The following is a 24,347-nucleotide window of genomic DNA, read 5'->3' on the forward strand; positions in this document are numbered from 1 at the left end:
CTATCTGAGACCAAATCGATCATAAGCCATCACATCTCCATCGGTAGGCCGTCATAAAGATGCAATGCTCCAGCTCTTACCGATGACGCCAATCCCCCTACTTCTGGCACGAGGTGAGTGAGATACCAGTCAACGGCGGATCGCTTTCGGGACAAAAATCCTACTTCGCCTTCACCGCTGGCTAGTAGGCGCGAGGCAATAAGGCCCTGGCGTTCCATCAGCCAGCCACATATCATTGTGCTCACCATGGTCAGATAAGGCGCGCTGGCGGCCAACCGGTCGTCGATTTCGGCGTATAGCAGCACCTTCGTCAGTTCTTCGACTGTCGCGGCAAGGGCAAGCACCCCCTTATCTCGCGCTTCGGCTCGCACTTCGGCGATCAACGTAGCCATGCCCGCGCCACCATCGCCAGTCAGCTTGCGGCCAACCAAGTCAGCGGCCTGAATTCCGTTGGTACCTTCATAGATCGGCGCAATGCGCGCATCGCGGTAATGCTGAGCGGCCCCTGTTTCCTCGATAAAGCCCATACCGCCATGCACCTGGACTCCCAGTGAAGTTACTTCGCAGCCAATGTCGGTGGCGTGGCTCTTGGCCAACGGAGTCAGCAGATCCAATCGCTGCTTGGCGCCCACGATGCCAAGATGGGCGCGGTCGATTTCTGCCGCGGCGGCATAGACCAAGGCGCGCGCCGCTTGGGTCTGCGCCATCATCCGCATCAGCATGCGCCGCACATCAGGGTGCTGGACGATTACCACAGGGCGGGTCGCATCGCCGCCCACGCGAGATGACTGAACCCGTTCTCGAGCATAGGCCAGCGCCTGCTGGGTCGCGCGTTCGGCTATCTGCACGCCTTGCAAGCCAACATTAAGCCGGGCGTTGTTCATCATCGTGAACATCGCCCGCATTCCGCCGAATTCCGGCCCGATCAGCCAGCCGTGGCAATCGTCGTTATCGCCAAAGGACATGACACACGTGGGAGAAGAATGGATTCCCAGCTTGTGCTCGATCGAAACGCAGCGAAGATCGTTGCTGCTGCCATCTGGGCGTACCTTGGGTACCAGGAACAGCGATATTCCGCGCGTTCCCGGCGCGCCGTTTGGTGTGCGGGCCAAGACTAGATGGATGATGTTGTCCGCCAGATCATGCTCACCAAAGGTGATAAAGATCTTGGTCCCCTTGACCCGCCACGAACCATCGCCCGCCGGCGTTGCAGAAGTGCGCAGCGCGCCGACGTCCGATCCGGCCTGCGGCTCGGTCAGATTCATCGTGCCAGTCCATTCGCCAGACACTAGCTTTTCTAGATAGGCCGCGCGCAACTCGTCGCTGCCGTGGCTGGCCAACGCCTCGACCGCGCCAGAGGTCAGGATCGGGCATAGGCCAAAGCCCATGTTGGCCGCACCCAGGCTTTCGATCACGGCGAAGCCCAGCGCGTTGGGCATGCCCTGGCCGCCGTATTCGACCGGACCCGCAATCGTCCCCCAGCCGCCATCGACATAAGCACGGTAGGCTTCGCGAAAGCCCGGCGGCATGGTCACGTCGCCATCAACCCATCTGGGATTGACGGTATCGCCGGTGCGATTGGTTGGTGCCCATTCCCCTTCAGCCAGCGCCGCTGCGCCTCCCAGGATCGCGTCAATCATGTCAGGCTCGGCCGCAGCAAAGCGCTCTGCGGTGGCCAGATCGGCGATCCGCGCAACATGTTCGAGGACAAAGCGTTGTTCGGTCACGGCAGCGGTAAAAGTCATGGTGGCCCTTCTTAAATTTGTGGACGCTGCTCAGAGCTTGCCGGTCAGTTCCGGTACCGCGTTGAACAGATCGGCGACCAGGCCGATGTCCGCCACCTGGAAGATCGGGGCGTCTTCGTCCTTGTTGATGGCGATGATGGTCTTGGAATCCTTCATGCCCGCAAGGTGCTGGATCGCGCCCGAGATGCCGACCGCGACATAGACTTCGGATGCCACGATCTTGCCGGTCTGGCCGACCTGGAAGTCGTTGGGCACGTAGCCAGCGTCGACCGCAGCGCGGCTGGCGCCAACCGCGGCACCCAGCTTGTCGGCCAGCGGGAAGATGGTGGCCTTAAAGGTATCTGCGTCTTTGAGCGCACGGCCACCCGAGACGATGATCTTGGCGCTGGTCAGTTCGGGACGTTCGCTCTTGGCGATTTCCGAACCGATGAAGCTCGACAGGCCGGCATCGCCCGCGCTCGAAACGGCTTCAACGCTGCCCGAGCCGCTGCCGACTTCCGCCTTGGCAAAGGCGGTGCCGCGCACGGTGATCACCAGCTTGGCATCGCTCGATTCGACCGTGGCGATGGCGTTGCCGGCATAGATCGGGCGGGTGAAGATCTTGGGGCCTTCGACCGAAAGGATGTCGGAAATCTGCATCACGTCGAGCAGTGCGGCCACGCGCGGTGCCACGTTCTTGCCGGTGGTTGTGGCAGGAGCTAGGAACGCGTCGTGGCTGGCCATCAGCCCGGCCACCAGCGGCGCGACGTTTTCAGCCAGCGCATTGGCATAGGCCGCGTCGTCAGCCAGGTGGACCTTGCCAACGTCGGCGATCTTGGCGGCTTCGGCAGCAACGCCGGCGCAGCCCGAACCGGCGACCAGCAGGTGGACTTCACCCAGCTGGGCAGCGGCGGTGACGACGGCCAGGGTAGCATCCTTGACCGAGGTGTTGTCGTGTTCGACCCAAACGAGCGTCTTGGCCATCAGGCGACTCCCATTTCCTTGAGCTTGGCGACGAGGGCGTCCACGTCTGCCACCTTGATGCCGGCGCTGCGCACCGGCGGTTCGCTGACCTTAAGGGTCTGCAGGCGCGGCGCGATGTCCACGCCGTAGTCGGCCGGGGCCTTGGTGGCGAGCGGCTTCGACTTGGCCTTCATGATGTTCGGCAGCGAGGCATAGCGCGGCTCGTTGAGGCGCAGGTCGGTGGTGACCACTGCCGGCAGCACCAGCTTCACGGTTTCCAGACCGCCGTCGATTTCACGCTTCACGACGACCGAATCGCCTTCAACGGTGACTTCGTTGGCGAAGGTGCCCTGCGGGCGGCCCATCAGCGCGCTGACCATCTGGCCGACCTGGTTCGAGTCGTCGTCGATCGCCTGCTTGCCGGTGATGATCAGGCCCGGGGCCTCTTCCTCGGCCACACCCTTGATGATCTTGGCGACGGCGAGCGGCTCAACCTCGACGCCATCGTCGACCTGGACCAGCACGGCGCGGTCTGCGCCCATCGCCAGCGCGGTGCGCAGCGTTTCCTGGGCCTTGGCTGGACCGACCGAAACCGCGACGATCTCCGAAACCACGCCCTTTTCCTTGAGGCGGATGGCTTCTTCGACCGCGATCTCGTCGAACGGGTTCATGCTCATCTTCACATTGGCGAGATCAACGCCGGTACCGTCGGATTTCACCCGCGGCTTCACGTTGTAGTCGATCACGCGCTTCACGCAGACCAGGGCTTTCATCAAACTTTCTCCAAGTGTACCTGCCGTTACAAACCGCCTTGAAGCAGCATCGTGATCTGGCTTCCTTACTCACGCGTCGTCACGGTGCGGCGAAGGTGTCAAAAACCTGTGATGCTCTTCACAAAGTTTCGCCGCGCTTCCCAAGGTGTTTCATCAATCTTCGACGCGACGGCGGCGTCAGCGTCAGTGACGAACCAATGCACCTTGCGGCCCGTGGTGGCAGCGAATGCTGTATCAGCGACCTGTGCGGGCGTTACGTTGATGCCAAGGATATCGACCGACTTGGCCCTTCTTGCGGCATTCTGCACCATCGGTGTTGCAACATAGGCTACCATCACGTCGCTGACCCAAATCCCGGCGCCTTCCAGCTCGATGTTCCACGCTTCGGTAAGCCCACGCACCGCAAACTTACTTGCTGAATAGACCGCTTCCTCGGGAATGCCGTAGATCGCGGAGACAGAGGACATGTTGACAATGTGCGGATCGCGGCCCTTCCTTAGCCAGGGAATGGCAGCATGAGTGGCATTGATGACGCCCATGAGATTGACATCAACGATATCCTTCAGCCGATCGAGATCGGTTTCCGCAAACGCGCGCATTTCCAGAATGCCGGCGCAGTTGAACAAGGCGTCAAGTCCACCTTGTTCTCTGCAAAAACACGCCAGCGCATCAGCGAGTGCGCCGGCGTCTCGAACATCGGCTTCGTAGACCAGGGCGTCGCCGTGCAGTTCTTCCCGTAGGGCTTCCAGCAGGCCGGCATTCCGATCGGACAAGCCGACCCGCCAGCCTGCGGCTAGAAATCGCTTTGCACTCTCCCGCCCGATCCCAGATGCAGCACCTGTGATGAAGATCGATTTTTGGTCCTGCTTGTTCTGCGTCATGTTCCTACTTCCACAACAATCCGTCCACGAACCCCGCCAGCCAAAATGGTCGGTGCCACTTCGATCACATCCGCCAATGCAATTTCGTTTGTCATGCTTTTGAGGAGGCCGAGGTCCAATTCCGCCGCCAGAGCCTTCCAGGTCGTTTGCCGCAACTCGACGGCAGCGTGCACGCTATCGACGCCACAAATGGTAATGCCGCGTAATGCCAGCGGATACATGGTCGCCGGGAAGTCGGCTCCCTGCGCGATACCGGTTGCCGCGACCGTGCCCCCGTAACGGAGCGACGCGCAGATGTTGGCCAGCATATGACTGCCGGCGGTATCGATAGCGCCAGCCCAACGCTCTTTCTGCAACGGTGCTCCAGCCTGCGCGAATTCGGCGCGGTCGATTAGCGACGCGGCGCCGAGATGGCGCAGGTAAGGCTCTTCCGACAAGCGTCCCGTCGCCGCTACAACTCGATACCCGCGCCTAGCCAGCAACGAAATGGCGATACTTCCAACGCCGCCGCTTGCGCCGGTGACTAGAATTTCACCGTCATCGGGCTGTACACCCTGTCGTTCCAAAGCAAGCACACATAGCATAGCGGTATATCCGGCGGTGCCGATCGCCATTGCCTGTTTCGCCGAGAAGCGATCAGGACATGCGACGAGCCAGTCGCCGTCAAGACGGCACTTGCCGGCATATCCGCCCCAATGCCGTTCACCCAGACCCCAGCCGTTGGCAATTACGCGGTCGCCGGGTCGCCAGCGGGGGTGGTCGCTCCATTCGACGATCCCGGCCAGATCGATGCCGGGCACCATCGGAAAGGACTGAATCAGCGGGATCGCGCCGGAAAGGAGAAGGCCGTCCTTGTAATTGACCGTCGATGCTTCGACCCGAACCAATGTATTGCCGGGTGGCAGGGCGGTTTCGTCAATACTCCGGAACGATACCTTTTGTCCGTCTCCTTCGCGATCGATAATGATCGCCGGGAAGGTTTCTGCGCTCATGCGGTATATCCTCCGTCGATGATCAATTCTGCGCCGGTCATGTAGCTGGAGTCATCCGAAGCCAGGAACACCACTGCGCGCGCGATCTCGTCGGTTTCACCGAACCTGCCCATCGGCGTACGTGCCAACGCCTGGGCACCAAAATCGTCCGGCAGCAGTGGAAGGGCGTCAATTACAAGGGGCGTCGCAACATATCCGGGATGCAGGCTGTTGATGCGGATCGGATAGCCTGAACGCGCGCAATGCAGTGCGGCGGACTTCGTCAGGAGACGAACACCACCCTTCGATGCATTGTAGGCTGGTACATGGGGATTGCCGACGATACCTTCGATCGACGAGACGTTGATGATGGCTCCCCCTCGCTGCTTCATACTGCGGACCGCAGCGCGTGTACCAAGAAACACGGCGTCGAGGTTGACCGCCATGGTCTTGCGCCAGGCCTCAAACGTCTGATCCTCGATCGAACCCGGGATTGCGATTCCGGCATTGTTGACGACGATATTGATCGGGCCAAGCGCGGCACCAGCGATCTCAAATATCTCGTCCCAGCCAGGTTCGGAGGTAACATCCTGCCGATGAAATACCGCCTTGTGACCACTGCTCGCGAGTTGATCGACTAGCACCCGGCCTTCATCGACGATGACGTCGGTCACGACTACCGCTGCACCTTCCAGTGCAAGGGCGCGGCAGATTGCATTGCCGATGCCGCGAGCGCCGCCCGTGACCAAGGCGACCTTGCCTACTAATCTGCCTGACATATTTTATGCTCCCCCTATTGAACTGCGAATGTGCCACCGTCTGTTTCGGCGTGAAGTTTGTCATGAATTTTGCTTGGTCGCTCCGATCACCTGTCGCGACAGCCGTTGAACTGGTCAGGCAAAGGAGGGGTAAATCAGCGCGTAGATCTAGCGAGAAGCGCTGTCGATAACCCAACTCTGTTTCTGATAGTATGATACGAAACGAGAGTTTCGGTTCAGACACTCAATGCATAATTGGCCAGCGAATGGCCGGGAGGGATGTTCTTCCTCCCGGCCATCGCAATCAGAACCTTGCAGTCAATTCGACACCATAGGTCCGCGGTGTACCACGGTTCAGGTAATCGAGGCCGAAAATGTCGATGTTAAGACCATAGCTGTAGTAAAATTTGTTGGTCAGATTCTTGACCCAGAAACTTGCAGAGTAGTTCCCTCTTTCAACAGTCAGGCGACTGTTTGCGAGCCAATAACCCGGGTTTCCGCATGTAATGGCAACACCTGCTGGGCGGACGGCTCCAGGAGCACCAGGCCTATCACACGGATTCAGACCATAGTCTCCAAACGGATCGAAGAAGTATCGACCCGTATAGGCTGCGTCGGCGCGCAGGTTCACCTTCCAGTCGTCCGATTTGTAAGCATCCCAGTCGAGACCGAACGAGAAGGTTTCACGCGGTGCGTTCGGGAATGGGTTGCCATTGACGTTGCGAGTGGGGCTCGAAGGATCAGCCGGATTCAGGACATTACCCTGATACTTGCTTCTGAGCAGGCTGGCCGAAGCGTCAAAACGCAGTGAAGGAACGATCTGCCAAGTGAGCTCCGCCTCGCCGCCATAAAGGCGGCCATCGGCACTGCGTGTGAACGACGTGGCGCCAATAACCTGTGTAACTTGGTGCCCCTTATAGTCGTAGTAAAATCCAGCTAAGTTTATCTGCACGCGCCGATCAAATAGGCGCATTTTCAAACCGCCTTCATAGGCATTAATTTCTTCAGGCTGAATGTAATAAACCTGGTTGGTTCCCTGATAAGCCAAACCATTGAAGCTACCACTCCGATAGCCACGGCTATAGTTCACATAGCCCATAATATCGTCAGAAAAATCATAGCTGACGTTGAAACGGCCAGTGAGGCGATTGGCACGCTCGCGTTGCTCAAGTGCAGGCACCGACGGGTCAAATGGAAATGTGTAAGGAATGGTGCTGGCAACGATGTTGGTACCGCTCAGGTCGAACAGGACGGTACGGCCATTGAGGTAGTTGATCTTGTCGCGCGTGTATCGCAGTCCCAAACTGACGGTAAGCGCGTCAGTCACATCATAGGTCGCATCGGCGTAAATCGCCATCGATGGCCGGCTGACAGTGAATTGCTGGACGCCATTGATTGGACCGAACGGCGGAGCACCCGCCGCACGGCATGCTGCGGAAATTGCGCCGCCGAAACCGCCGCCACCGGAATTGTTGAGTTGGACATCGGTCAGGAAGGCAATGAGCGACCGAGCATCAAGAAAACCATTCGGGTTGCCTGTGGCCACTGGAGCACAGCCAGCAGCGGTGGTGGGATCAAGCGCCGGGTTGACAGCAAATGCCGGAATAATAGCTGCAGCTTGCGGCGCAGACACGGGGGCGTTGAAAAAGCTGTTGCCAACCCCCGCTCCACGCAGAAGGGGTTCAAGCACGCCGAAGAAATCAATCTCGTTGCGTGTCTTGATCGTGTCCTTGCCGTAGTACAAGCCAGCGATCAAGTTCAACTTGTCGGTGTTGAAACTGAAGCGCAGATCCTGGTTAAAGTTGCGGCTGGTAGAATTGTAGCGTAGTGCACACACGTCGTTTGGCGAGCCATCACAATCAAATGGCGAGTTGCGATACTTCCCCCAATCATAGCCTGTGATCGAGGTCAGAGTCAGACTATCGGACAGCTCTGCAGAGATGTTCAAGGACAATCCACTCGAAGAGGTGTAGTAGTTTCCTCCTGTGTCAGCAGCCACTTCATCCCTATTCAGGGCACGGCCGCCATTCTGTGCCGGATCGAACCGCGAATAGCCCAGAACATCGCGATCCCCTGCCAATTGCCCGATTGCATAGGGGTTCGGGGCAACTGGATTGTCGCGTGCCACATAACCTTTGAGGTTGATATCGAGGGTTTCACTGGGCTTCCAGCGTATGCTCACGCGACCAGCAACTGTGTCTGTAGTCCCTGTATCCCGGTTCTGAACGGGATTGAACTGCCAACCATCCCCTTTGGCGAAAGTCCCGGCGATGCGGATGCCAAGCACGTCCGGAACGAGCGTTGCCTCAGCGGCTCCCTCCAATGTCCATGTGTCATAATTGCCGTAACCAGCGGTCAGATAACCTTCTGAATCGCTTAGCTTGGGCTTGTTGCTGAAAAAGCTGATCGCACCGCCTGTGGTGTTTCGGCCATAGAGCGTACCCTGCGGGCCGCGCAGCACCTCGACGCGCTCCAGATCGTAAAGTTGCTGGCCGTGGCTGGCTCGGAAGCTCTGGTAGACTTCATCGACATAGACGCCGACGGGCGATGCGGTCGAAGCCGAGAACTCGTTTGCGACCGACACCCCGCGCAGAGCGAAGTTCGGCTGGGTTCTGCCATATGGGGTGGTGATCTGCAGGCTTGGAACAAAGCCCTGCAAATCCGACGTTTCGCTGACGCCGCGAGACTGGAGTTCGTCGCCCGCAAGCGCGGAGACAGCAACCGGAACGTCCTGAAGATTCTGCGAACGTTTTTGTGCTACAACAACAATATCGGCAATTGCCCCATCGTCTTGTGAAACGGCTTCTGCTTCCTGGGCCAAAGCAGGTGTGCCAAATAGCACCAATAGTGCCGATCCGGTCAGTAACCGTGTGTAAGTTTTCAAGGAAACTCTCATCATAACCCCCTTAATGTCTTGATTTTCCGTTAATTTTATAGTGCCGTGGCTGACCAGCTATGGTAGCCCTTCTCTGCCCAGGCATTGAGAATGTTGCGGGCTCCGATAGCTTTTGATGGCGATTGGAAGCCTGTGGCGAGAAGTTTGCCTGCCAGAATACGACGGCACGCTTCTGCTGCGAGTTCGCCGGTCTGAAGATAGGGTGAGTTGCCGCGCATGACGACGCTGACCCCGTTCATATTGCCGCGACCAATGCATGAGATCACGGAGCGATTCCTGTTCGGATCCTCGCGATCAGGTTCAACTTGGGTGAGATCGCCGCCAAGCTCGTTTGTCACGCGCTCCTGAGCATCATAATCAAGATTGCGGTATTTTTCCTCAAATTCCTTGAGGACATTGAGGACCGCACCAAACATAACCTGATTCTTGAATCCAACCAGGGTCGTGCAATTCGTGACGCGGGCGTCGTCCATATACCAGATCGGTTCGCCGCCGCCGCTCCACGGCAGCGCCTTGAACAACCGGTTCTGGTCGGGCGAACGCACATCATAGGCCGTGGCATAGGGCCACATGACCAGTTCGTTGTGTTCGAGAAAATACTGCGGCTTTGTGCACATCCGCAGAAACGACTTGGTCGATGCGACGCTGGTGCTCGAATCCGCGAGATAGAGGATGTCGAGTGAGTCGACGCCCGGCGTCTCGAGAGCGATCTCTGCCGCGATATTGCCTGCCGCCCACATATATGAGGACGCTGGCGCGAGCAGCAAGCTCTTGGCGGAAAACTTCGCGCCGTAATTGTCGCGACAGAAGGCCATCCAGTCGGTCTCGCCCGTGGTATCGAGGTAGTGACACCCCGCATCGAGTGCCGCCTGAACGACCGGCTCGCCAAGCTGCATGAATGGCCCAGTTACGTTGTAGACGACCTTCGCGCCCTGAAAGAGCGCAGCGAGCGATGCCCGGTCATGCGCTACTTCGGCGATGCTGTAGTCCGCGCCGGCGAGTTCCGGCACTTTCGCCATCTGCTCTTCCAGGCGTGCCTTGCTTCGCCCGGCTGCGATGAATGGAATCCCGGCCAAAGCCAGATGCCAAACGATCAGTTTGCCAGTGTAACCGCTGGCGCCATAAACCACGACAGGTGCCGTCATGATGTAATCCTCTCCTCGCTTGTGTTCCATGTTGTCAGGCCGTTCCTGTCGAACAGGTGGCAGTTTCCTTCTTCCAGCATCGCCGCGAGATGCCGGTCCTGGGGTTTCTCCGATGCCGTCTTGGGGATGGCCTGGACGATCTGGAGGTAGGTCGGCACATTGGCCGAACCGAGCGCTGCGGCACATGCCGGAATGACCATCGCAGCATCGAAACCGTCTCCGGCGACGATCGCCGCGATCACTTCCTTTTCGCCCGGCGTGTTCCTCGGCGTGGAGAGACCATAAACATAGGTATCCGCTACGCCTGGCATCGCGGCAATCGCGGTTTCGATCGCGCGACCGTCGATGAAGTCACCGTTGCGCCGGATCGAATGGCCGTCGCGATGTGAGAAGAACAGCCAACCGTTTTCGTCTTTCCAGCCAATATCGCCCGTGTGAAACCAACCGTTGCGCGTTTTTGCAGCCGATGCCTCGGGATTGCCGAAATACGTCACCGGAGCCACCGAGCCGTCCTCGTTCCGAAAGCAGATTTCGCCAGGTTCCAACGCGGGAAGTACTGTGCCGTCGCTGCCGAGTATCTCGCAGATGCCGCCACCCGGCGGTTTCCCGATTGAACCGACTGGGCCGGTGCCGGGCGGGTTGAGCGACAGACCGCCTTCCGCAGCACCGAAGAACTCGAAGATCCCGACGCCGAACCTATCTTCGAATGCACGCCACATCGAAGCTGGCATACCGGCGCTCAGCACAAAGCGAACCTTGTGCGCGCGATCAAATGGTCCGTCTGGCTCGGCGAATATCGCCGTCGCCATGCCACCCAGCAGGTTGAAGGTGGTACAGCCGTACCGCGCCAGGATTTCCCAAAGCCGGGATTTGGTAAACTGTCGGCTGATGATGACGGGGAGTTGTAAGGACAAACCATTCCCGAGCGTGATAAGTTGGGCATTGGCGTGAGTCAGCGACAGTCCGGTGTAAAGAATGTCGTTCGGCTTAAGTCCGATCACCGCGCCGAGCGACGCGACCGCTGCGAAACGTGCGTGTGGTGCGAGGATTGCTTTGGGGTCCCCGGTCGTGCCGGACGTAAACAGCATCTGCATCGGCTTATCGGCCGGGCGCGGCGCGACTTCCCCCACTGGCTTCGCCGCAGCTCGGACATCGGCCAACGCATGGTGATCTTGGTTGCTACCCAAGTCGTCGATGACCCAGACCCAGGCAAGATCGGGCAGTCCCTCTCGCAAGGCATTGAGATGGGGCAGGACGTCGCGCGAGACGATCGCTCCCCTGCAACGCGAGAAGCGAAGCATATAGGCGAGCTTGTCGCCTCGGGTGCGAGGATCGATGGGCACGAAAACCGTTCCGGCGATCTCGGATGCTACCATTGCCTCGAGAAATTCGGGATGGTTGCGCATGATAAGTGCGAAGGCGTCGCCTTCGACCATGCCTGCACCCCGCAGTGCGCCAGCAAGTTCCCGACCCGCGAGAAGCAGATCGGCATAGGTGCGCGCTTCCTCGACGAAAGTGCCTTCAGGATCGATGTCGACAAAGGTGACGATTGGCGCCGACATGTTCGAGGCCACGCCGTCGAGCACCATTCGCAGCAGAGGCCGGACCGGCGCGCTCATCGCGATAGCACCGTCATGGCGATGGCGGCTGCATCGGTGCCGATGAAGCCTCCGCCATTTTCTGCGAACGCCAGTTTCGCCCCTACGGCCTGGCGCGCACCGCATCGCCCGCGCAGCTGCTGGACCAATTCATGGATCTGGCCGAGACCGGTAGCGCCGATCGGATGCCCCTTGCGAACGAGGCCCCCCGAGGGATTGACCGGCACATGCCCGCCGAGCGTCGTGGCACCGCTGGCGAGGAAGGATGGCCCTTCGCCAATCCCGCACAGGCCCAACGCTTCATAATAGATGAGTTCGGCCGGCGACGTTGCATCATGGAGTTCGACGCAGTCGATGTCGCGCGGATCGATACCGGCTTCTTCATAAGCCTGGCGCGAGACCGTGACCGTGACACCCGGCGCTCCAGAGACCACGTCGAAACCACTCGACACGATCGAGGAAAGCACATGGACCGGGTCACTGATGCCGAGTTCCGCAGCCACGCGCGGGGAGACGATCACTGCCGCCGCCGCCCCGTCGCCAATGGGCGAGCACATCGGCAACGTGAGCGGCGGAGAGATGAGCTTGGCGGAGAGAACGTCCTCGACGCTCAGCACATCGCGGAACTGAGCATTGGGGTTGAGACTGCCGTGCCGGGAATTCTTAGCCGAAACCAGGGCGAAGTCGCGTTGGGTCGCGCCGCTTGCCGCCATATAGTCGCGCGCCATCCGTGCGTAGATATCCATGAACAGCGAGCGACGGTCCTGCGGCGCCGCCTCGACTTGCGCTGCACTGAGATCGCCAACCAGATACTGGTCCAACAGTTCCGGGCGCTCTGTGTCGACGCAGCCCGCATAGACGGCCATGGGCCGCTCCTTGTCGGGATGGTAGAGTTTCTCCATCCCGAAGGCGAGAACGACATCATAGGCACCCAGTGACACCATCGAGCAAGCCTGCTGGAACGCGGTCGATGCGGTAGCGCAGGCATTTTCCACATTGATCACGGGGACGCCGCCGAAACCCATCTGTCGAAGCACGACCTGGCCAGCGACGCAGACTTGGCCGGTAACCACGGGCCCGCCAGCATTACCTGACCAAACCGCCTGTATGCGATCGAGCCCTATGCCGGCATCGCTCAGCGCTTGCCGGATCGCGTCCTGGCCGAGACTGGCAAGGGTGCGATCGAGAAGTTTCCCAAACGGAGTGATCCCCACTCCCGCAATGACCGCCTTCTGGCGCAAGACAATTCTCCCCTTCCGCAGCCCCAAATTGGAGCGCGGCAGATGCAATTTTCGACAGACAATGCCCTTTTGCTGCCGCCGGATGGCGGCGCAGCCTCAGGCAGTGGGTTTCAGCAGATCGGGATCGACCATAAGCGTTCCTCCCTTGATCGACAGAATCTCGTTGCAACCGTCCTCAATCAGTGAGGAGCGCGCGTCACGAAATATCTTCTCGACCGGATATTCGCGAGTGACACCGTTGCCTCCGAACATCTGGACAGCATCGCTGGCCACTTCGAGGGCGTGTTGAGTTGCGGTCACTTTCGAGAACATCGCAGCCTGAAGCGCAGGCATGTCGTTGAGCATGTTGAAGGTCGTGACGCGGCGGGTGATCGCGCGCGAAAGCTCGACCTTGCGCGCCATGTGAAACAGACGCTTGGCGACATCCTGGTGGCGGATAATCGGAACACCGCCTTGCTTGCGCTCATGAGCATAGGCGAAGGCATGCTCGTAAGCGGCGCGCGCACAGCCGGTGAAGACACCGCCCATCAGTGCATTGGCCTCGCTGTGGATAGCATAAACGCCCTTCTTGTAATCCTCGGGCGCGACGATGAGGTGATCGATGTCGAGTTCAACATTGTCGAAGAAGATCTCGCCCTGCGGCAGGGCGCGCTGTCCCATCTTCTCGAGCGGTTTGCCCTTGGATACGCCCAGTGACTTCAACGGCACGATGACGACAGCACCGCGGCTCGAGTCGATGCCAGCTTTCGTTTCCGCTGCGCAATAAAGGATGGCAAGCTCGGCGATTGGGCCGTTTGACACCCATGCAGACTTTTGCCCCGAAATGATTACTTTGCCATCACTGATCTTGGCGACGCAGTTAGGCCGGCCGTAAGTCCCCTGCGGGTGAAAGATTGCTCCGTTTGCGTCGAGTGAGTCGCTGCCATGATCGGGTTCGGTGATGCCCCAGCATCCGATCAGCTCCTCGGGATAGGTCTTGAAAACGAATTCGTTGCCGAATTTCGCAGCCATATAGTGCGGCAGAAGATCGACGCCTGCCGAAATGGCGAGACCAGCATCGCCCCAACCCAGCTCCTCGAAAAGGATGGCGAAGATGTCAGGCATGAGATTCGGCGGGAAGGTCGCAAGCGCCTCCATAGTGATACCGAGTTCTGCATAGGCTTCACGAAAGGCCCAAAGCTGTGATCCCGGCGCGATGACCTCTTCGGCGCTCAGGCGATCGAGATTCCGCCCGATTGGTTGCATGACCTTTTCGGCGAATCCGTGCACGCTCTGCTGCAATTGCGCCACGAGATCGTCGAGTGGAGGTTCGGCGCCGAGTGAGCCAAGCCTGACCTTGGGATTCTCGTCCCAACGAATGAACGGGCGGGGGCCGGTCGCTTCGACCGGCAACGCTTCGAGCGCTGCAACTTGACTCATCATATCCTCTCCATCCAATCTCGGATTTCCGAGTTGTTATTGGCTTAGCGGAGTGGATGCTTGCATTGAATGGCTCCATCTGCCAATATTTGACTTTAACTGCCATTTGGGTGGTTTGGTGCAAGGCAGACAATGCAGATACACCTCCTAGAAACCGTTCGGCTGTCGAATCAAAGCCTCCGGATCATGGCGTCAGCCCTGGAGGAGAATGCCATCAATCCGGTGCCTTTGCTTGTTCAGGCAGGAATTGCGCCTGACATTATCAACAACGTACAAGGCGAAATTACTTGCGCGCAAGAACTTCTGTTCCAGCAGTACTTTACCGATAAAACACGCAATATTCCAGGACTTTGGATGAGAACTGGCCTGCGCTATAGAGTCATGTCTTATGGCCCACTCGGCTTGGCTGTGCTGGCAGCAAGTAATGTAACTGAGGGGCTTCACGTATTGGGCGCGTTCCAAGGTCTAACTTTCTCCTTGATGTACTACGAGGTGGAAATGGAAGACGACCAAGCCGTCGCGCTCACTGCCCATGACCATGATGTTCCGGCAAGCCTCCGCGAGTTTCATCAGGAACGAGCTCTTGGCTCTGTGACCATGTTTCTCAATGACATGCAGCCACCACAGTTTCCACTAGTCCGTATTGAATCAACCCTACAACGGGCTGCTGGATGGCAAGGCTGCGACGCATTGCTTGGCGCGCCTGTAATTTTTGGAGCAAAAACAACCCGCTGGATATTCAAGAAGGGGGCTGGCGACTTGCCTCTTCCGATGGCGAGTCCTCTCTTAGAAGAGACATACAGCAGCTTATGCAAGAAACTCGTTGCGACCGCCTCGGTCCAAAACTCGTTTGTGAGTCACGTTCTTGACCTTCTTGTGCGATCGGGGCGCGGCTTTCCGTCGGCCGCCGAAGTCGCCGCGCAATTGCACGTATCTGAACGAACATTGCATAGACGCCTCGAATCAAATAATACTAGTTTTGGAAAATTGTTGGATCGAATTAGATATGATCGCGCTCTCGATCTCCTAAATAAATCAACACTCACCATTGAAAAAATAGCTGATATGCTTGGATTTTCAGAAACATCGAGTTTTACGCGCGCTTTCAAGCGTTGGTCGGGAGTTTCTCCGCAGCAGCACAGAATGAAATAGAGAGTCTATATATAAATTATCTCGATTTTCGATAATACGCTCTCTCTCTGTTGCGTACATTTTGGCTACGCATTCATTACCTTGGGCTAAAGTGATGTCGGTAGCTTTGAATACCGGATTGCCCTGTTCGATAAGTTCTGCAATGGCTTGCCTCAGCTTGCCGGTGCTGTTGTGAGCTGGACATCTCGAAGAACCGTCCATTTGCGGGCTGACGAGGCGACGGCACGGCTTTGATTGTGCGGAAGTGGCGCTCCGCCAACGATCATTGTCTGATTTTGCAGGTGGCTCCGGCTCTTTTGGTCGTTTCCGGTGTCACGCGGGCGCAGTACGCCCCTCTAGCCAAGCGAGCCGCTGGAAGTTATTAGCGAGGTTCGCCATGCCGATCTTGATGCGGGCGCGGGCGATGCCGATGGTGCGCACGGCGAGCCCCATGCGGTGCTTTTGCCCAGCGAACACGTGCTCGACCGCCGAGCGGACAGCGGATCGCTTCGCATTGGCCCTGGCGATACGATCGGGCATCGGCCGGCGCGGCGGCTTCTTCTGGTGGATGTGGCTGGTGAACATGCATTTAGCCAGGAATGCCTCGTTCTTCTTCGACCGATAGGCGGTATCGGCCCAGACGCCCGAACCGGTGTTGTCCTTACTGACCACGTCGGCAGCCGGGCGCCGTCGTGGGCATTGGCGGCGCTCGCGTCCCATTTGCGAATGAGGTCATGGGCGCGGTCGATGCCGATGTGGTTCTTGTAGCCGAACATCCGGATGGCGAGGTCGACCGGCTTGAACGTCATCGGATCGGCACCCTGCCGTCCGGGCAAATGCTGGGGCGGGTCGGCCTCCCCGATGGATCGCAGCACTCCATTGCGCAGATCGGAATTGCTGGCCGCCAGCCGCAATTCTGGTGGCGGGAAACACATTCAGACAGTTCAGCTTCCATGGGAACGGTGGGGCGGCATTCGCGCGGCTTCGGCCAGGAGATGCGCAGTGAACTGAAGCGGCTCAGCGTCGGCATCGTCGGGGTCTCCGGAACTGGCAGCATCGTTGCCGAGCAATTCGCCAGACTCGGCTTCGGCCGGATGGTCTTGGTCGATCCCCAGCGTGTCGAAACCCGGAACCTCGATCGGATTTTGAACGCGACCGCGACCGATGCGCGGGACGCTACGTTCAAGGTCGATGTCGCCAAGAGAGCGATTGACGCACTGGGGTTCGGCATCCAGGTGACGGCCATCCCGGCGAACATAGTCGATCGCGACGCAGTGGTCGCACTGGCCGCCTGCGATATCCTGGCCGGCTGTGTCGATGGCGCCGAAGGCAGGGCGATCCTTGACCGTCTGGTGGCAACGCAGCTGCAAGTGCTCGTCGATGTCGGTGTTGGCGCGGTGGCAGACGAAGACGGCTCGATCGATCAGGTCGACACTGCGGTGAACTTCATCGTCCCCGGAGGATCGAGCCTGCTTTCCAGGGGTGTCTACACGCCCGAGCAAGTCCACGCCGAAAGTCTGGCCCGGGCCGCGCCGGAAGAGTATGCCCGGCAGCGCGCGGAAAAATACATTATTGGCCGTGACGAGGAACAGCCGGCGGTCATCGGCATCAACATGCTCGGTGCGGCGAGCGCGGTTGTCGAACTGATCGCGCGGCTTTACCCGTTCCGCCATAACCCCGATCCTGCCGCTTTCGATGCCGTGCGGATGAACCTGGCGGAAGTCGAATTCACCACCGAGACCTACGAAAAGCCGTGCCCGGTCATGGGCAAGCTGTTCGCGACTGGCAGACGCGAACCCCTGCTCAACCTGCCGCAATTGTCGAGGAAAATCTGATGCGGAAGTTGCGATCGATACCGAGGCTGGTGAGCCTCTGGCTGCAGGACAAGTATTATTCCCGGTGGGGGCGTTACCGCGTCATCGAAGACGAAGATCTGCCTGACGATGCCATTCCCGGCAAGCTCTACCTGGTCGGCGAAGATTGCCGCTACTGGATCGCTGCCATGCGGTGTCCGTGCGGGTGCGGCACCTTACTGGAAATGAATCTGTTGCCTGACAGCGAGCCCGTCTGGTCGCTCAGTCTCACCTCAACCGCACCAACTCTGCATCCGTCGGTTTGGCGCAAGGATGGCTGCCAGGCGCACTTTCTGCTGCGCAACGGCCGCGTTGTTTGGTGCTGACAGCCACGTTCAAGGATTCGATCATGCCCGCTAAGAGTGGCCCTCGGGGTGAAGTCCACGCGATTGACGGGAATGGTGAACCCGTCGTCATCCGGGTATTCTGGAAGCGTGGCTCGACCTATCTGTCGCTCAACGGGCACGAGCACCTCGTCCATCCGTCCAATCTGCGCCGGGCGAGCGGCTTCGCCTTGGAAGCGGTTCTGGTCTATCACGTTTCCGATGCGGTCTATGTGCCGCGCTAGGAAACCGGCCCCCATGCGCCGCTAGCTTCCCGCGGCTAGGCGGGTTCGAGCATCTCCAGCCGCCGCATGAAATTGTCCGGCTGCCCATCGTGCAGCTCGAGGAAGCGGTTGGCTTCCTTGACGATCCGCGCTTCGACCACGGCCTCACGGTCGATCCTCGACTGGGCGTGGAGCCACTCGGTCACTTCGAGCCAGTCCCATAGCGGGCTGTTCGAGGTGACCCGGGCAACCGGATTGGGGAAGCCGGAGCCGCGTTCCGCCTTCGTGTAGAGCGAGATCGCCTGGCGAGTGAGGCCAGAGCGTTCGGCAATGTCACTTAGGCTCACCAGATAGTCAGGCTCGACGCGTTCGACCTTGGCACCGGTCTTGAGGATGTCCTCATATGCCGATGCAACCGCCTTGGAGAAGGACACGGCTTCACGGGCGAACTCGGCGATGATCACGCCCTTCTGGAAAGAGAGGGTGGCATCGTCGCAGCCCGCCTCAAAAAAGCGGTCCTCATAGCCTTCCATCTCGGGATCGAGACCGGAGGCGACAATCGTGAACTCGTGCGTCTTCATCTCAATCACTCCGTGCCCGGATGGGGGCACCGCGCCACGTCACGCCGGATCGCCTTGGCGTGGTTCTCCGCATTGCGCGGGGTGCTCCACACCGAGACCATGCAACCGTCGCGGTCAGCCCAGGGGCAGTAAAGCCGTCCCCAGGCATGGCCGCTGATCGGAACCACCCGCCAGCCCAGCGCTTCGGCATGGGCGACAGCTTCCTCAATCTCCTTGTTCGGATGGCGTGGCCTTGCCATTCGACTGAACTCCTTATCGCTTATCCGTTGACATTTGTCAACACCATAGCTGTTTTGCAGCTACACGCCTGTCCCCAGCGCCGCCGCCAGTTGCGCGCCAACCCGATCAGCCGCGAGTTTTGAGGGATCCATCTCGACATGCGCGTAGATCATCGTCGAGCGCATGTTAGCATGGCCGAGGATGGCGCCGGTGAGGGCCAGAGCCTCACCGCTGGAGGTGGCGATGGCACCCACGGTGTGGCGCAGCGTGTGTGGCGTCACGCCTTCCAATCCAGCCTTGGCGATGATTTTCGGCCACACCTTCTTGGTGCCCTGAAAGAAGCTCTCGCCGCTGTCGGCGGGGAAGACGAAGTCTGAGTCCTCATCGCGCTCGATTGTCTGCAGCAGCTTGACCGCGGCAGCGGCCAAGGGACGTACCGACCGACCGGTCTTGCTGTCGGCCAGTACGAGCAGGCCACGCTCGAAATCGATCTCGTTCCATTTGAGTTCGGCGATCTCCTGGCGGCGGCAGCCCGTCAGCACCCAGAGGCGGGTGATCTGGAGCGCCTTGAGGTTCATCCCTTCCGCCTCGAGTTCGTCCAGCGCCGTGCCCAGCCGCTTGATCTCGTCGATCGACAGGAAGCGCTCGCGGCGATTGTCGGTCTTGCGCACCACCGCCTTCTCGCAAGGGTTGGTCTCGACGATTTGGCGCCGAACGGCAAAACTGAAAACCGCTGAGAGATCGCGGAACACTTTTCGAGCGGCCCCGTCACCGCCCCGGACGACGATCCGCTTGCGATGGCCGATCTTGGTGTCGCTCGCAGACTTGCCAGTGGCGACGTCGCGGAAGAAGCGCTCGATCTCGGACACATTGACTTCAGACACGCGCTTGGTGCCGAGAAGGGGAACGACATGGTGGCGAAGCCGCGCGATGGTGTACGTTTTCGTCCGGTCCTTCATCGGCTCGCCCTGGCGCTTGCCGCGCTGGATGAAGCAGCCTTCCTTCTCGTAGAGATCGATCAGCGCGGCCATCTTGAGCTCTTCACGCCTCGCATTGCGCTGCATGGCGGGGTCTTCGCCCACCATTGCTTCGGCGAGGATCTGCTGTGCCTTCTTTCGGGCCTGCTCGACGGTCAGCGTTCCATGGCGGCCGACAGTCACATAACGCCTGGGTGCAGATCGCCCACCACCGTTTGCCCGATACCGAACAACGTATGTCTTGGCACCCGACGTCCCGACACGTAGACCAAAGCCAGGCAATTTGCTGTCCCAGACATCATAGCGCCTGTCGGCAGCGTTGCAGCTATCGACCACTCCTTTGGTCAGGACGGTTTCAGAGGTTTTGGGCATGGCTCACTTGACCCTGGTTCACTGCTTCTGGTGTCCACCGGGCGTCCACCAAATGGCGAACTAACGGTAGCAGAAGGATGAGTCAGCGTAGGCTCCAAGTCAAGAAAAGTATTGATTTATATGGCTTTGGAGCATGTTCGGATACGATGGCGTACACCCGGAAAGATGCTCGGAGAACTTTGCCAAGGTTGGGGTCGAGGGTTCGAATCCCTTCGCCCGCTCCAGTTTTACTAACAATTTCAGGCACTTACTCCGAACGGCGGCGTAATATGCGTCGTTACGCGGCCCGAATTTTGCCTCGCGTAATAAGGACGTAATATGATGGGAGCGAGCTGTCGGGCGCCTCTAGGGCGGGATCGGCGGCGTTGTTCGCAGAGGTCCGAACATTCTTCCGCCGATCCGATGCGCCTGAAAGCTTCTAGGCTCGCTGCTATTTGGCCTCTTGCCGGGCGTCGCGAAGGATTTCGATCCCGCCCTTGATCGCGATCAGCGCGGTCGCGAATCCCACCAGGAGGTCCGGCAAGTTCGTGCCGAGCCACCACACGAGGACACCCGCGATCAGGATGCCGCCGTTCGAGATGAAGTCGTTGAAGCTGAACGTGGTCGCGGCGCGCAGATTGACGTCCGGATCCTCAATGCGCTGTAAGAGCTTCAGGCAGGCATAGTTTACGACCGCAGCGACGGCGGACATGATCATCATCGTCGGGCCGATCGGCTCGCTGCCTTCGAAATAGCGGCGTCCGACGTCGAACAGGACGCCGGCCGCAAAGATCAGCAGCATGACGCCCGATGCCGTGGCTGCACGGGTTTTCCATTGCAGGCCGTGGCTGAGCGCAACGAGGCTCAAGGCATAAACCGCGGCGTCGGACAGATTGTCGAGCCCGTTGGCGATGAGCGCGCTCGAATCGCCGAGCGCGCCGGTTACAAGGAAGGCGATCGCAATCGCCGCGTTCAGGACGAGAACGATCTGGAGCGTTCGCTTCTCGCGATCGCTCCCGGATGCTTTTTCTTTCATTGCAAGCTCCTCAATCCTCACCATCCCTAAAAGGAGGCGGAACCCTCTTGGGTTCCGCCCCAGTCGCATTCCCGGTTGCCGCCGACAGGGGGGAATGGCGGCCATCCGGGAGGGTCTCAGCCCGCGGGGCTGGGCACGCCGCTCGGGCGCGCCAACTCTTCCTCTTCGATCTTCGCGGTCCGTCGATGGACCAGGAGGTAAAGCGCAGGCAGCACCAGTAGCGTCAGGATCGTCGAGGAGATGATCCCGCCGATGACGACGGTCGCCAGCGGCCGCTGCACCTCGGATCCCGCCCCGACATTGAGCGCCATCGGTACGAACCCGAGCGACGCGACGAGCGCGGTCATCATCACCGGCCTGAGGCGGGTAAGTGCGCCTTCGCGGATCGCATCGACGAGCGCTTTTCCGCGTTCGCGCAAATCATTGATGAAGGACAGCATCACCACGCCGTTGAGCACCGCGACCCCGGAGAGTGCGATGAACCCGACGCCCGCCGAGATCGAGAGCGGAATGTCGCGAAGCGCCAGCGCCGCGACGCCGCCCGTCAGCGCCAGCGGCACGCCCGAGAAGACGATCGCCGCATCGCGAACCGACCCGAACAGCATGAACAGCAAGCCGAAGATCAGCAGCAGAACGAGCGGCACCACGATCTGGAGGCGCTCGGTCGCCGACTGAAGCTGCTCGAACGTCCCGCCATAATCGACATAGTAGCCGTCGGGCAGCACGACATCGGCTTCCACCTTCCGGGTCAGTTCGTCGATAAACGAGCCAAGATCGCGGCCCCGGACATTCGCCGTGATCACCGCGCGGCGCTTGCCATTTTCGCGGCTGATCTGGTTCGGCCCGGCTGCAAGCGAAATGTCTGCCAATTCCGAAAGCGGCACGAAGCCGCCGGCAGGAAGCGCGACGGGGAGGTTGCCGAGCGACGCGAGGTCGGTGCGAATGGCTTCGGGAAGCCGGACGACGACATCGAAACGCCGGTCGCCCTCGAAGAGCTCGCCCGCCTGCCGGCCCCCGGTCGCGGTCGAAACCGCATCCTGGACCGTCTCCATGCTCACGCCATAGCGCGCAAGCTTGTCGCGATCGGGCGTGACCGAGAGCATTGGCAGGCCGGTGACCTGTTCGAGTTTCACGTCCTGCGCGCCCGCGACTCCGCCGGCGACTTCCTCGATCGCCTGCCCGGTTTCGAGCAGTTGATCGAGATCGTCGCCGAACAGCTTGATCGCAACGTCGGCGCGAACGCCGGCGATCAGCTCATTCATCCGCATCTTCACCGGTTGGGTGAACTCATAATTATTCCCCGGCACTTCGTTCACCGCCTTGTTAAGCTCGGCGACGAGCTGGTCGCGCGGCTTTCTGGGGTCGGGCCACTCCTTCCGGTCCTTGAGCATGATGAAATTGTCGGCGACCGACGGCGGCATCGGATCGGTCGCGACCTCGGGCGTACCGATCTTCGCGAACACCCGCTCGACTTCGGGGAACTGCCTGATTCTCTTCTCCAGCGCCTCCTGCATCGCGATCGACTGGGTGAGGCTCGTTCCCGGAATGCGCATCGCGTGCATCGCGATATCGCCTTCGTCGAGGTCCGGAATGAACTCGGACCCAAGACTCGTCGCTGCCACGCCGCTGAGTGCGACGAGCAGCAGCGCGCCCGAAAGCGCCGCCTTTGGCCAATTCAGGACTCGGTCGAGCATCGGACGATAGCCCTTGCCGAGACCGCGCATCAGCCAATTCTCCTTCTCCTCGACCTTGCCGGTAACGAAGAGCGCCACCGCGGCCGGAACCAGGGTGAGCGACAGGAGCAAAGCGGCGGTTAGCGCGAGGACGACCGTGATCGCCATCGGATGGAAGGTCTTTCCTTCGACGCCTTCGAGCGCGAAGATCGGCAGATAGACCGCGGTGATGATGATAATGCCGAAGATGCTCGGCTTGATCACCTCGGCGCTCGCCGAGGCAACGAGGCCGAAGCGTTCGTCGCGATCGAGCAGGCGTCCGAGCCTGTGCTGGGCCTCGCCAAGCCTGCGGAGACAATTTTCGACGATGATGACGGCCCCGTCGACGATGAGGCCGAAGTCGAGCGCGCCGAGACTCATGAGGTTCGCCGATGTCCGCGTCTGGAGCATGCCCGTCAGCGTCATCAGCATGGCAACGGGAATGACCGCCGCCGTTATCAGCGCCGCACGGAAATTGCCGAGCAGCAGGAAGAGGATCACGATGACGAGCAGCGCGCCCTCGGCGAGATTCTTCTGCACCGTCGAAATGGTCCGTTCGACGAGTGCGGTGCGATCATAGAGCGGCTTCGCAACCACGCCCTTCGGCAAGGCACGCGAGGCTTCGACGAGCCGTTCGGCCGAGGCCTGTGCCACCACGCGCGGATTTTCGCCGATCAGCATCGAGACCGTTGCAAGGACGACCTCCTTGCCATTCTCGGTCGCGGCGCCCGTGCGAAGGCCCGATCCGATCGCGACATCGGCGACGTCGGCGATCCGGATCGGAACGCCGCCGCGGGTGGTGACGATGATCTGCGACAGATCGCGCTCATTATTGGCCTGACCCGGAACGCGGATCAATATCTGTTCGCCGCTGCGCTCGACATAGCCGGCGCCGCGATTGGCATTATTGGCCTCGAGCGCGGTGACGACATCGTTGAGCGAGAGATTGAGCGATGCAAGCGAAGCCGGATTGGGGGTCACATGATATTGGCGGGCATAGCCGCCGATCGTGTTGATCTCGGCGACCCCCGGAATCGTCCGCATCTGCGGCCGGATGACCCAGTCGGACATCGTTCGGAGGTCTTCCGCCGTGTAGGGCGTGCCATCGGGCTTTCGTGCGCCCGGTTCGGCTTCGATCGAGAACATGAAGATCTCGCCGAGGCCGGTAGAAATCGGCCCCATTTCGGGCTCCATTCCGGGTGGAAGCTGGCCGCGCGCGGCCTGGAGCCGCTCGTTGACCTGCTGGCGCGCGAAATAGATGTCGGTCCCGTCCTCGAAAACGACGGTGACCTGGCTGAGCCCGTAGCGCGAGATCGATCTGGTATAGTTGAGGTTCGGGATGCCCGCGATCGCGGTCTCGATCGGATAGGTGATGCGCTGCTCGGATTCGAGCGGCGAATAGCCTTCCGCTTTTGTGTTGATCTGGACCTGGACGTTGGTGATGTCGGGAACGGCGTCGATGGGCAATTTGGTCGCGCTCCACGCGCCGATCGCGCACAGGAGCGCGACGACCGCGAGGACGAGCCATCGTTGCCGGATCGAAAAGCCTATGGTTCTGGCTAGCATGTTAT

At 59.9% G+C, this 24,347-nt stretch carries 20 protein-coding genes and 1 pseudogene; 4 read left to right on the top strand and 17 right to left on the bottom strand.

All coding sequences use genetic code 11. The features are described 5' to 3' along the window. Nucleotides 1-29: 29 nt before the first annotated feature. The 11 genes from SPYCA_RS16255 to SPYCA_RS16305 form a co-directional block, all read right to left on the bottom strand. A complete protein-coding gene (locus SPYCA_RS16255; RefSeq protein WP_120221818.1) occupies nucleotides 30-1,745 on the bottom strand; it encodes an acyl-CoA dehydrogenase in 1,716 nt (571 codons plus the stop codon). Nucleotides 1,746-1,775: 30 nt separating this feature from the next. Then, nucleotides 1,776-2,708 carry an electron transfer flavoprotein subunit alpha/FixB family protein gene (locus SPYCA_RS16260; protein WP_120221819.1) on the bottom strand — a complete coding sequence of 311 codons (933 nt, stop codon included), beginning with the start codon at nucleotides 2,706-2,708 and terminating at the stop codon, nucleotides 1,776-1,778. Then, entirely contained in the window at nucleotides 2,708-3,460 is a 753-nt protein-coding gene (locus tag SPYCA_RS16265) for an electron transfer flavoprotein subunit beta/FixA family protein (protein WP_120221820.1), read from the bottom strand. Before SPYCA_RS16265 ends, SPYCA_RS16260 begins: the two co-directional genes overlap by 1 nt. Before the next feature lie 98 nt (nucleotides 3,461-3,558). Next, nucleotides 3,559-4,341, bottom strand: a complete 783-nt coding sequence (locus SPYCA_RS16270) for an SDR family oxidoreductase (RefSeq protein ID WP_120221821.1) — start codon at nucleotides 4,339-4,341, stop codon at nucleotides 3,559-3,561. Next, entirely contained in the window at nucleotides 4,338-5,333 is a 996-nt protein-coding gene (acuI, locus tag SPYCA_RS16275) for an acrylyl-CoA reductase (NADPH) (RefSeq protein ID WP_120221822.1), read from the bottom strand. Before acuI ends, SPYCA_RS16270 begins: the two co-directional genes overlap by 4 nt. Next, the gene (locus tag SPYCA_RS16280; protein ID WP_120221823.1) at nucleotides 5,330-6,091 is read right to left on the bottom strand and encodes a glucose 1-dehydrogenase; all 762 of its coding nucleotides are present in this window, start codon (nucleotides 6,089-6,091) and stop codon (nucleotides 5,330-5,332) included. The genes acuI and SPYCA_RS16280 overlap by 4 nt, the downstream gene beginning before the upstream one ends. A gap of 283 nt (nucleotides 6,092-6,374) precedes the next feature. Beyond that, nucleotides 6,375-8,954, bottom strand: a complete 2,580-nt coding sequence (locus SPYCA_RS16285) for a TonB-dependent receptor (protein ID WP_232003374.1) — start codon at nucleotides 8,952-8,954, stop codon at nucleotides 6,375-6,377. 47 nt (nucleotides 8,955-9,001) lie between these two features. Then, a complete protein-coding gene (locus tag SPYCA_RS16290; protein ID WP_120221824.1) occupies nucleotides 9,002-10,111 on the bottom strand; it encodes a saccharopine dehydrogenase family protein in 1,110 nt (369 codons plus the stop codon). Next, nucleotides 10,108-11,730: an AMP-binding protein gene (locus tag SPYCA_RS16295; RefSeq protein ID WP_197715353.1), complete on the bottom strand. Its 1,623-nt coding sequence runs from the start codon at nucleotides 11,728-11,730 to the stop codon at nucleotides 10,108-10,110. The genes SPYCA_RS16290 and SPYCA_RS16295 overlap by 4 nt, the downstream gene beginning before the upstream one ends. Further along, nucleotides 11,727-12,950, bottom strand: coding sequence for a thiolase family protein (locus SPYCA_RS16300; RefSeq protein WP_120221825.1), 1,224 nt, complete (start codon nucleotides 12,948-12,950; stop codon nucleotides 11,727-11,729). Before SPYCA_RS16300 ends, SPYCA_RS16295 begins: the two co-directional genes overlap by 4 nt. A gap of 96 nt (nucleotides 12,951-13,046) precedes the next feature. After that, on the bottom strand, nucleotides 13,047-14,372 hold the full coding sequence (locus tag SPYCA_RS16305) for an acyl-CoA dehydrogenase family protein (RefSeq protein ID WP_232003375.1): 1,326 nt from the start codon (nucleotides 14,370-14,372) through the stop codon (nucleotides 13,047-13,049). 183 nt (nucleotides 14,373-14,555) lie between these two features. Here SPYCA_RS16305 and SPYCA_RS16310 point away from each other — a divergent pair, with 183 nt between their 5' ends. After that, on the top strand, nucleotides 14,556-15,521 hold the full coding sequence (locus SPYCA_RS16310) for a helix-turn-helix transcriptional regulator (protein ID WP_172595111.1): 966 nt from the start codon (nucleotides 14,556-14,558) through the stop codon (nucleotides 15,519-15,521). Nucleotides 15,522-15,833: 312 nt separating this feature from the next. On the opposite strand, the pseudogene SPYCA_RS16315 reads toward SPYCA_RS16310, so the two are convergent. Beyond that, nucleotides 15,834-16,327 (bottom strand): annotated as a pseudogene (locus SPYCA_RS16315) (transposase); the annotation flags it as partial. Between the two features lie 126 nt (nucleotides 16,328-16,453). On the opposite strand from SPYCA_RS16315, the gene SPYCA_RS16320 reads away from it, so the two are divergent. From SPYCA_RS16320 to SPYCA_RS16330, 3 genes are read left to right on the top strand one after another with little or no spacing between them, the layout of a single operon-like run. Further along, nucleotides 16,454-17,335 (top strand): HesA/MoeB/ThiF family protein, encoded by an 882-nt coding sequence (locus SPYCA_RS16320; protein WP_172595112.1) that lies wholly within the window; start codon nucleotides 16,454-16,456, stop codon nucleotides 17,333-17,335. A 29-nt stretch (nucleotides 17,336-17,364) separates the two neighbouring features. After that, nucleotides 17,365-17,679, top strand: coding sequence for a DUF6527 family protein (locus tag SPYCA_RS16325; protein ID WP_197715354.1), 315 nt, complete (start codon nucleotides 17,365-17,367; stop codon nucleotides 17,677-17,679). Nucleotides 17,680-17,702: 23 nt separating this feature from the next. Next, entirely contained in the window at nucleotides 17,703-17,921 is a 219-nt protein-coding gene (locus SPYCA_RS16330) for a hypothetical protein (protein WP_146625169.1), read from the top strand. 35 nt (nucleotides 17,922-17,956) lie between these two features. On the opposite strand, the gene SPYCA_RS16335 is transcribed toward SPYCA_RS16330, so the two are convergent. From SPYCA_RS16335 to SPYCA_RS16360, 5 genes are all read right to left on the bottom strand, one after another. Beyond that, nucleotides 17,957-18,481 carry a helix-turn-helix transcriptional regulator gene (locus SPYCA_RS16335; protein ID WP_197715355.1) on the bottom strand — a complete coding sequence of 175 codons (525 nt, stop codon included), beginning with the start codon at nucleotides 18,479-18,481 and terminating at the stop codon, nucleotides 17,957-17,959. A 5-nt stretch (nucleotides 18,482-18,486) separates the two neighbouring features. Beyond that, entirely contained in the window at nucleotides 18,487-18,720 is a 234-nt protein-coding gene (locus tag SPYCA_RS16340; RefSeq protein WP_120221830.1) for a hypothetical protein, read from the bottom strand. A gap of 60 nt (nucleotides 18,721-18,780) precedes the next feature. After that, nucleotides 18,781-20,049, bottom strand: a complete 1,269-nt coding sequence (locus tag SPYCA_RS16345) for a tyrosine-type recombinase/integrase (RefSeq protein ID WP_120221831.1) — start codon at nucleotides 20,047-20,049, stop codon at nucleotides 18,781-18,783. 430 nt (nucleotides 20,050-20,479) lie between these two features. Next, entirely contained in the window at nucleotides 20,480-21,064 is a 585-nt protein-coding gene (locus tag SPYCA_RS16355) for a cation transporter (protein WP_120221832.1), read from the bottom strand. Between the two features lie 116 nt (nucleotides 21,065-21,180). After that, the gene (locus SPYCA_RS16360; RefSeq protein ID WP_120221833.1) at nucleotides 21,181-24,342 is read right to left on the bottom strand and encodes an efflux RND transporter permease subunit; all 3,162 of its coding nucleotides are present in this window, start codon (nucleotides 24,340-24,342) and stop codon (nucleotides 21,181-21,183) included. Nucleotides 24,343-24,347 lie beyond the last annotated feature (5 nt).

Source organism: Sphingopyxis sp. FD7 (assembly GCF_003609835.1).
Classification (GTDB): domain Bacteria; phylum Pseudomonadota; class Alphaproteobacteria; order Sphingomonadales; family Sphingomonadaceae; genus Sphingopyxis.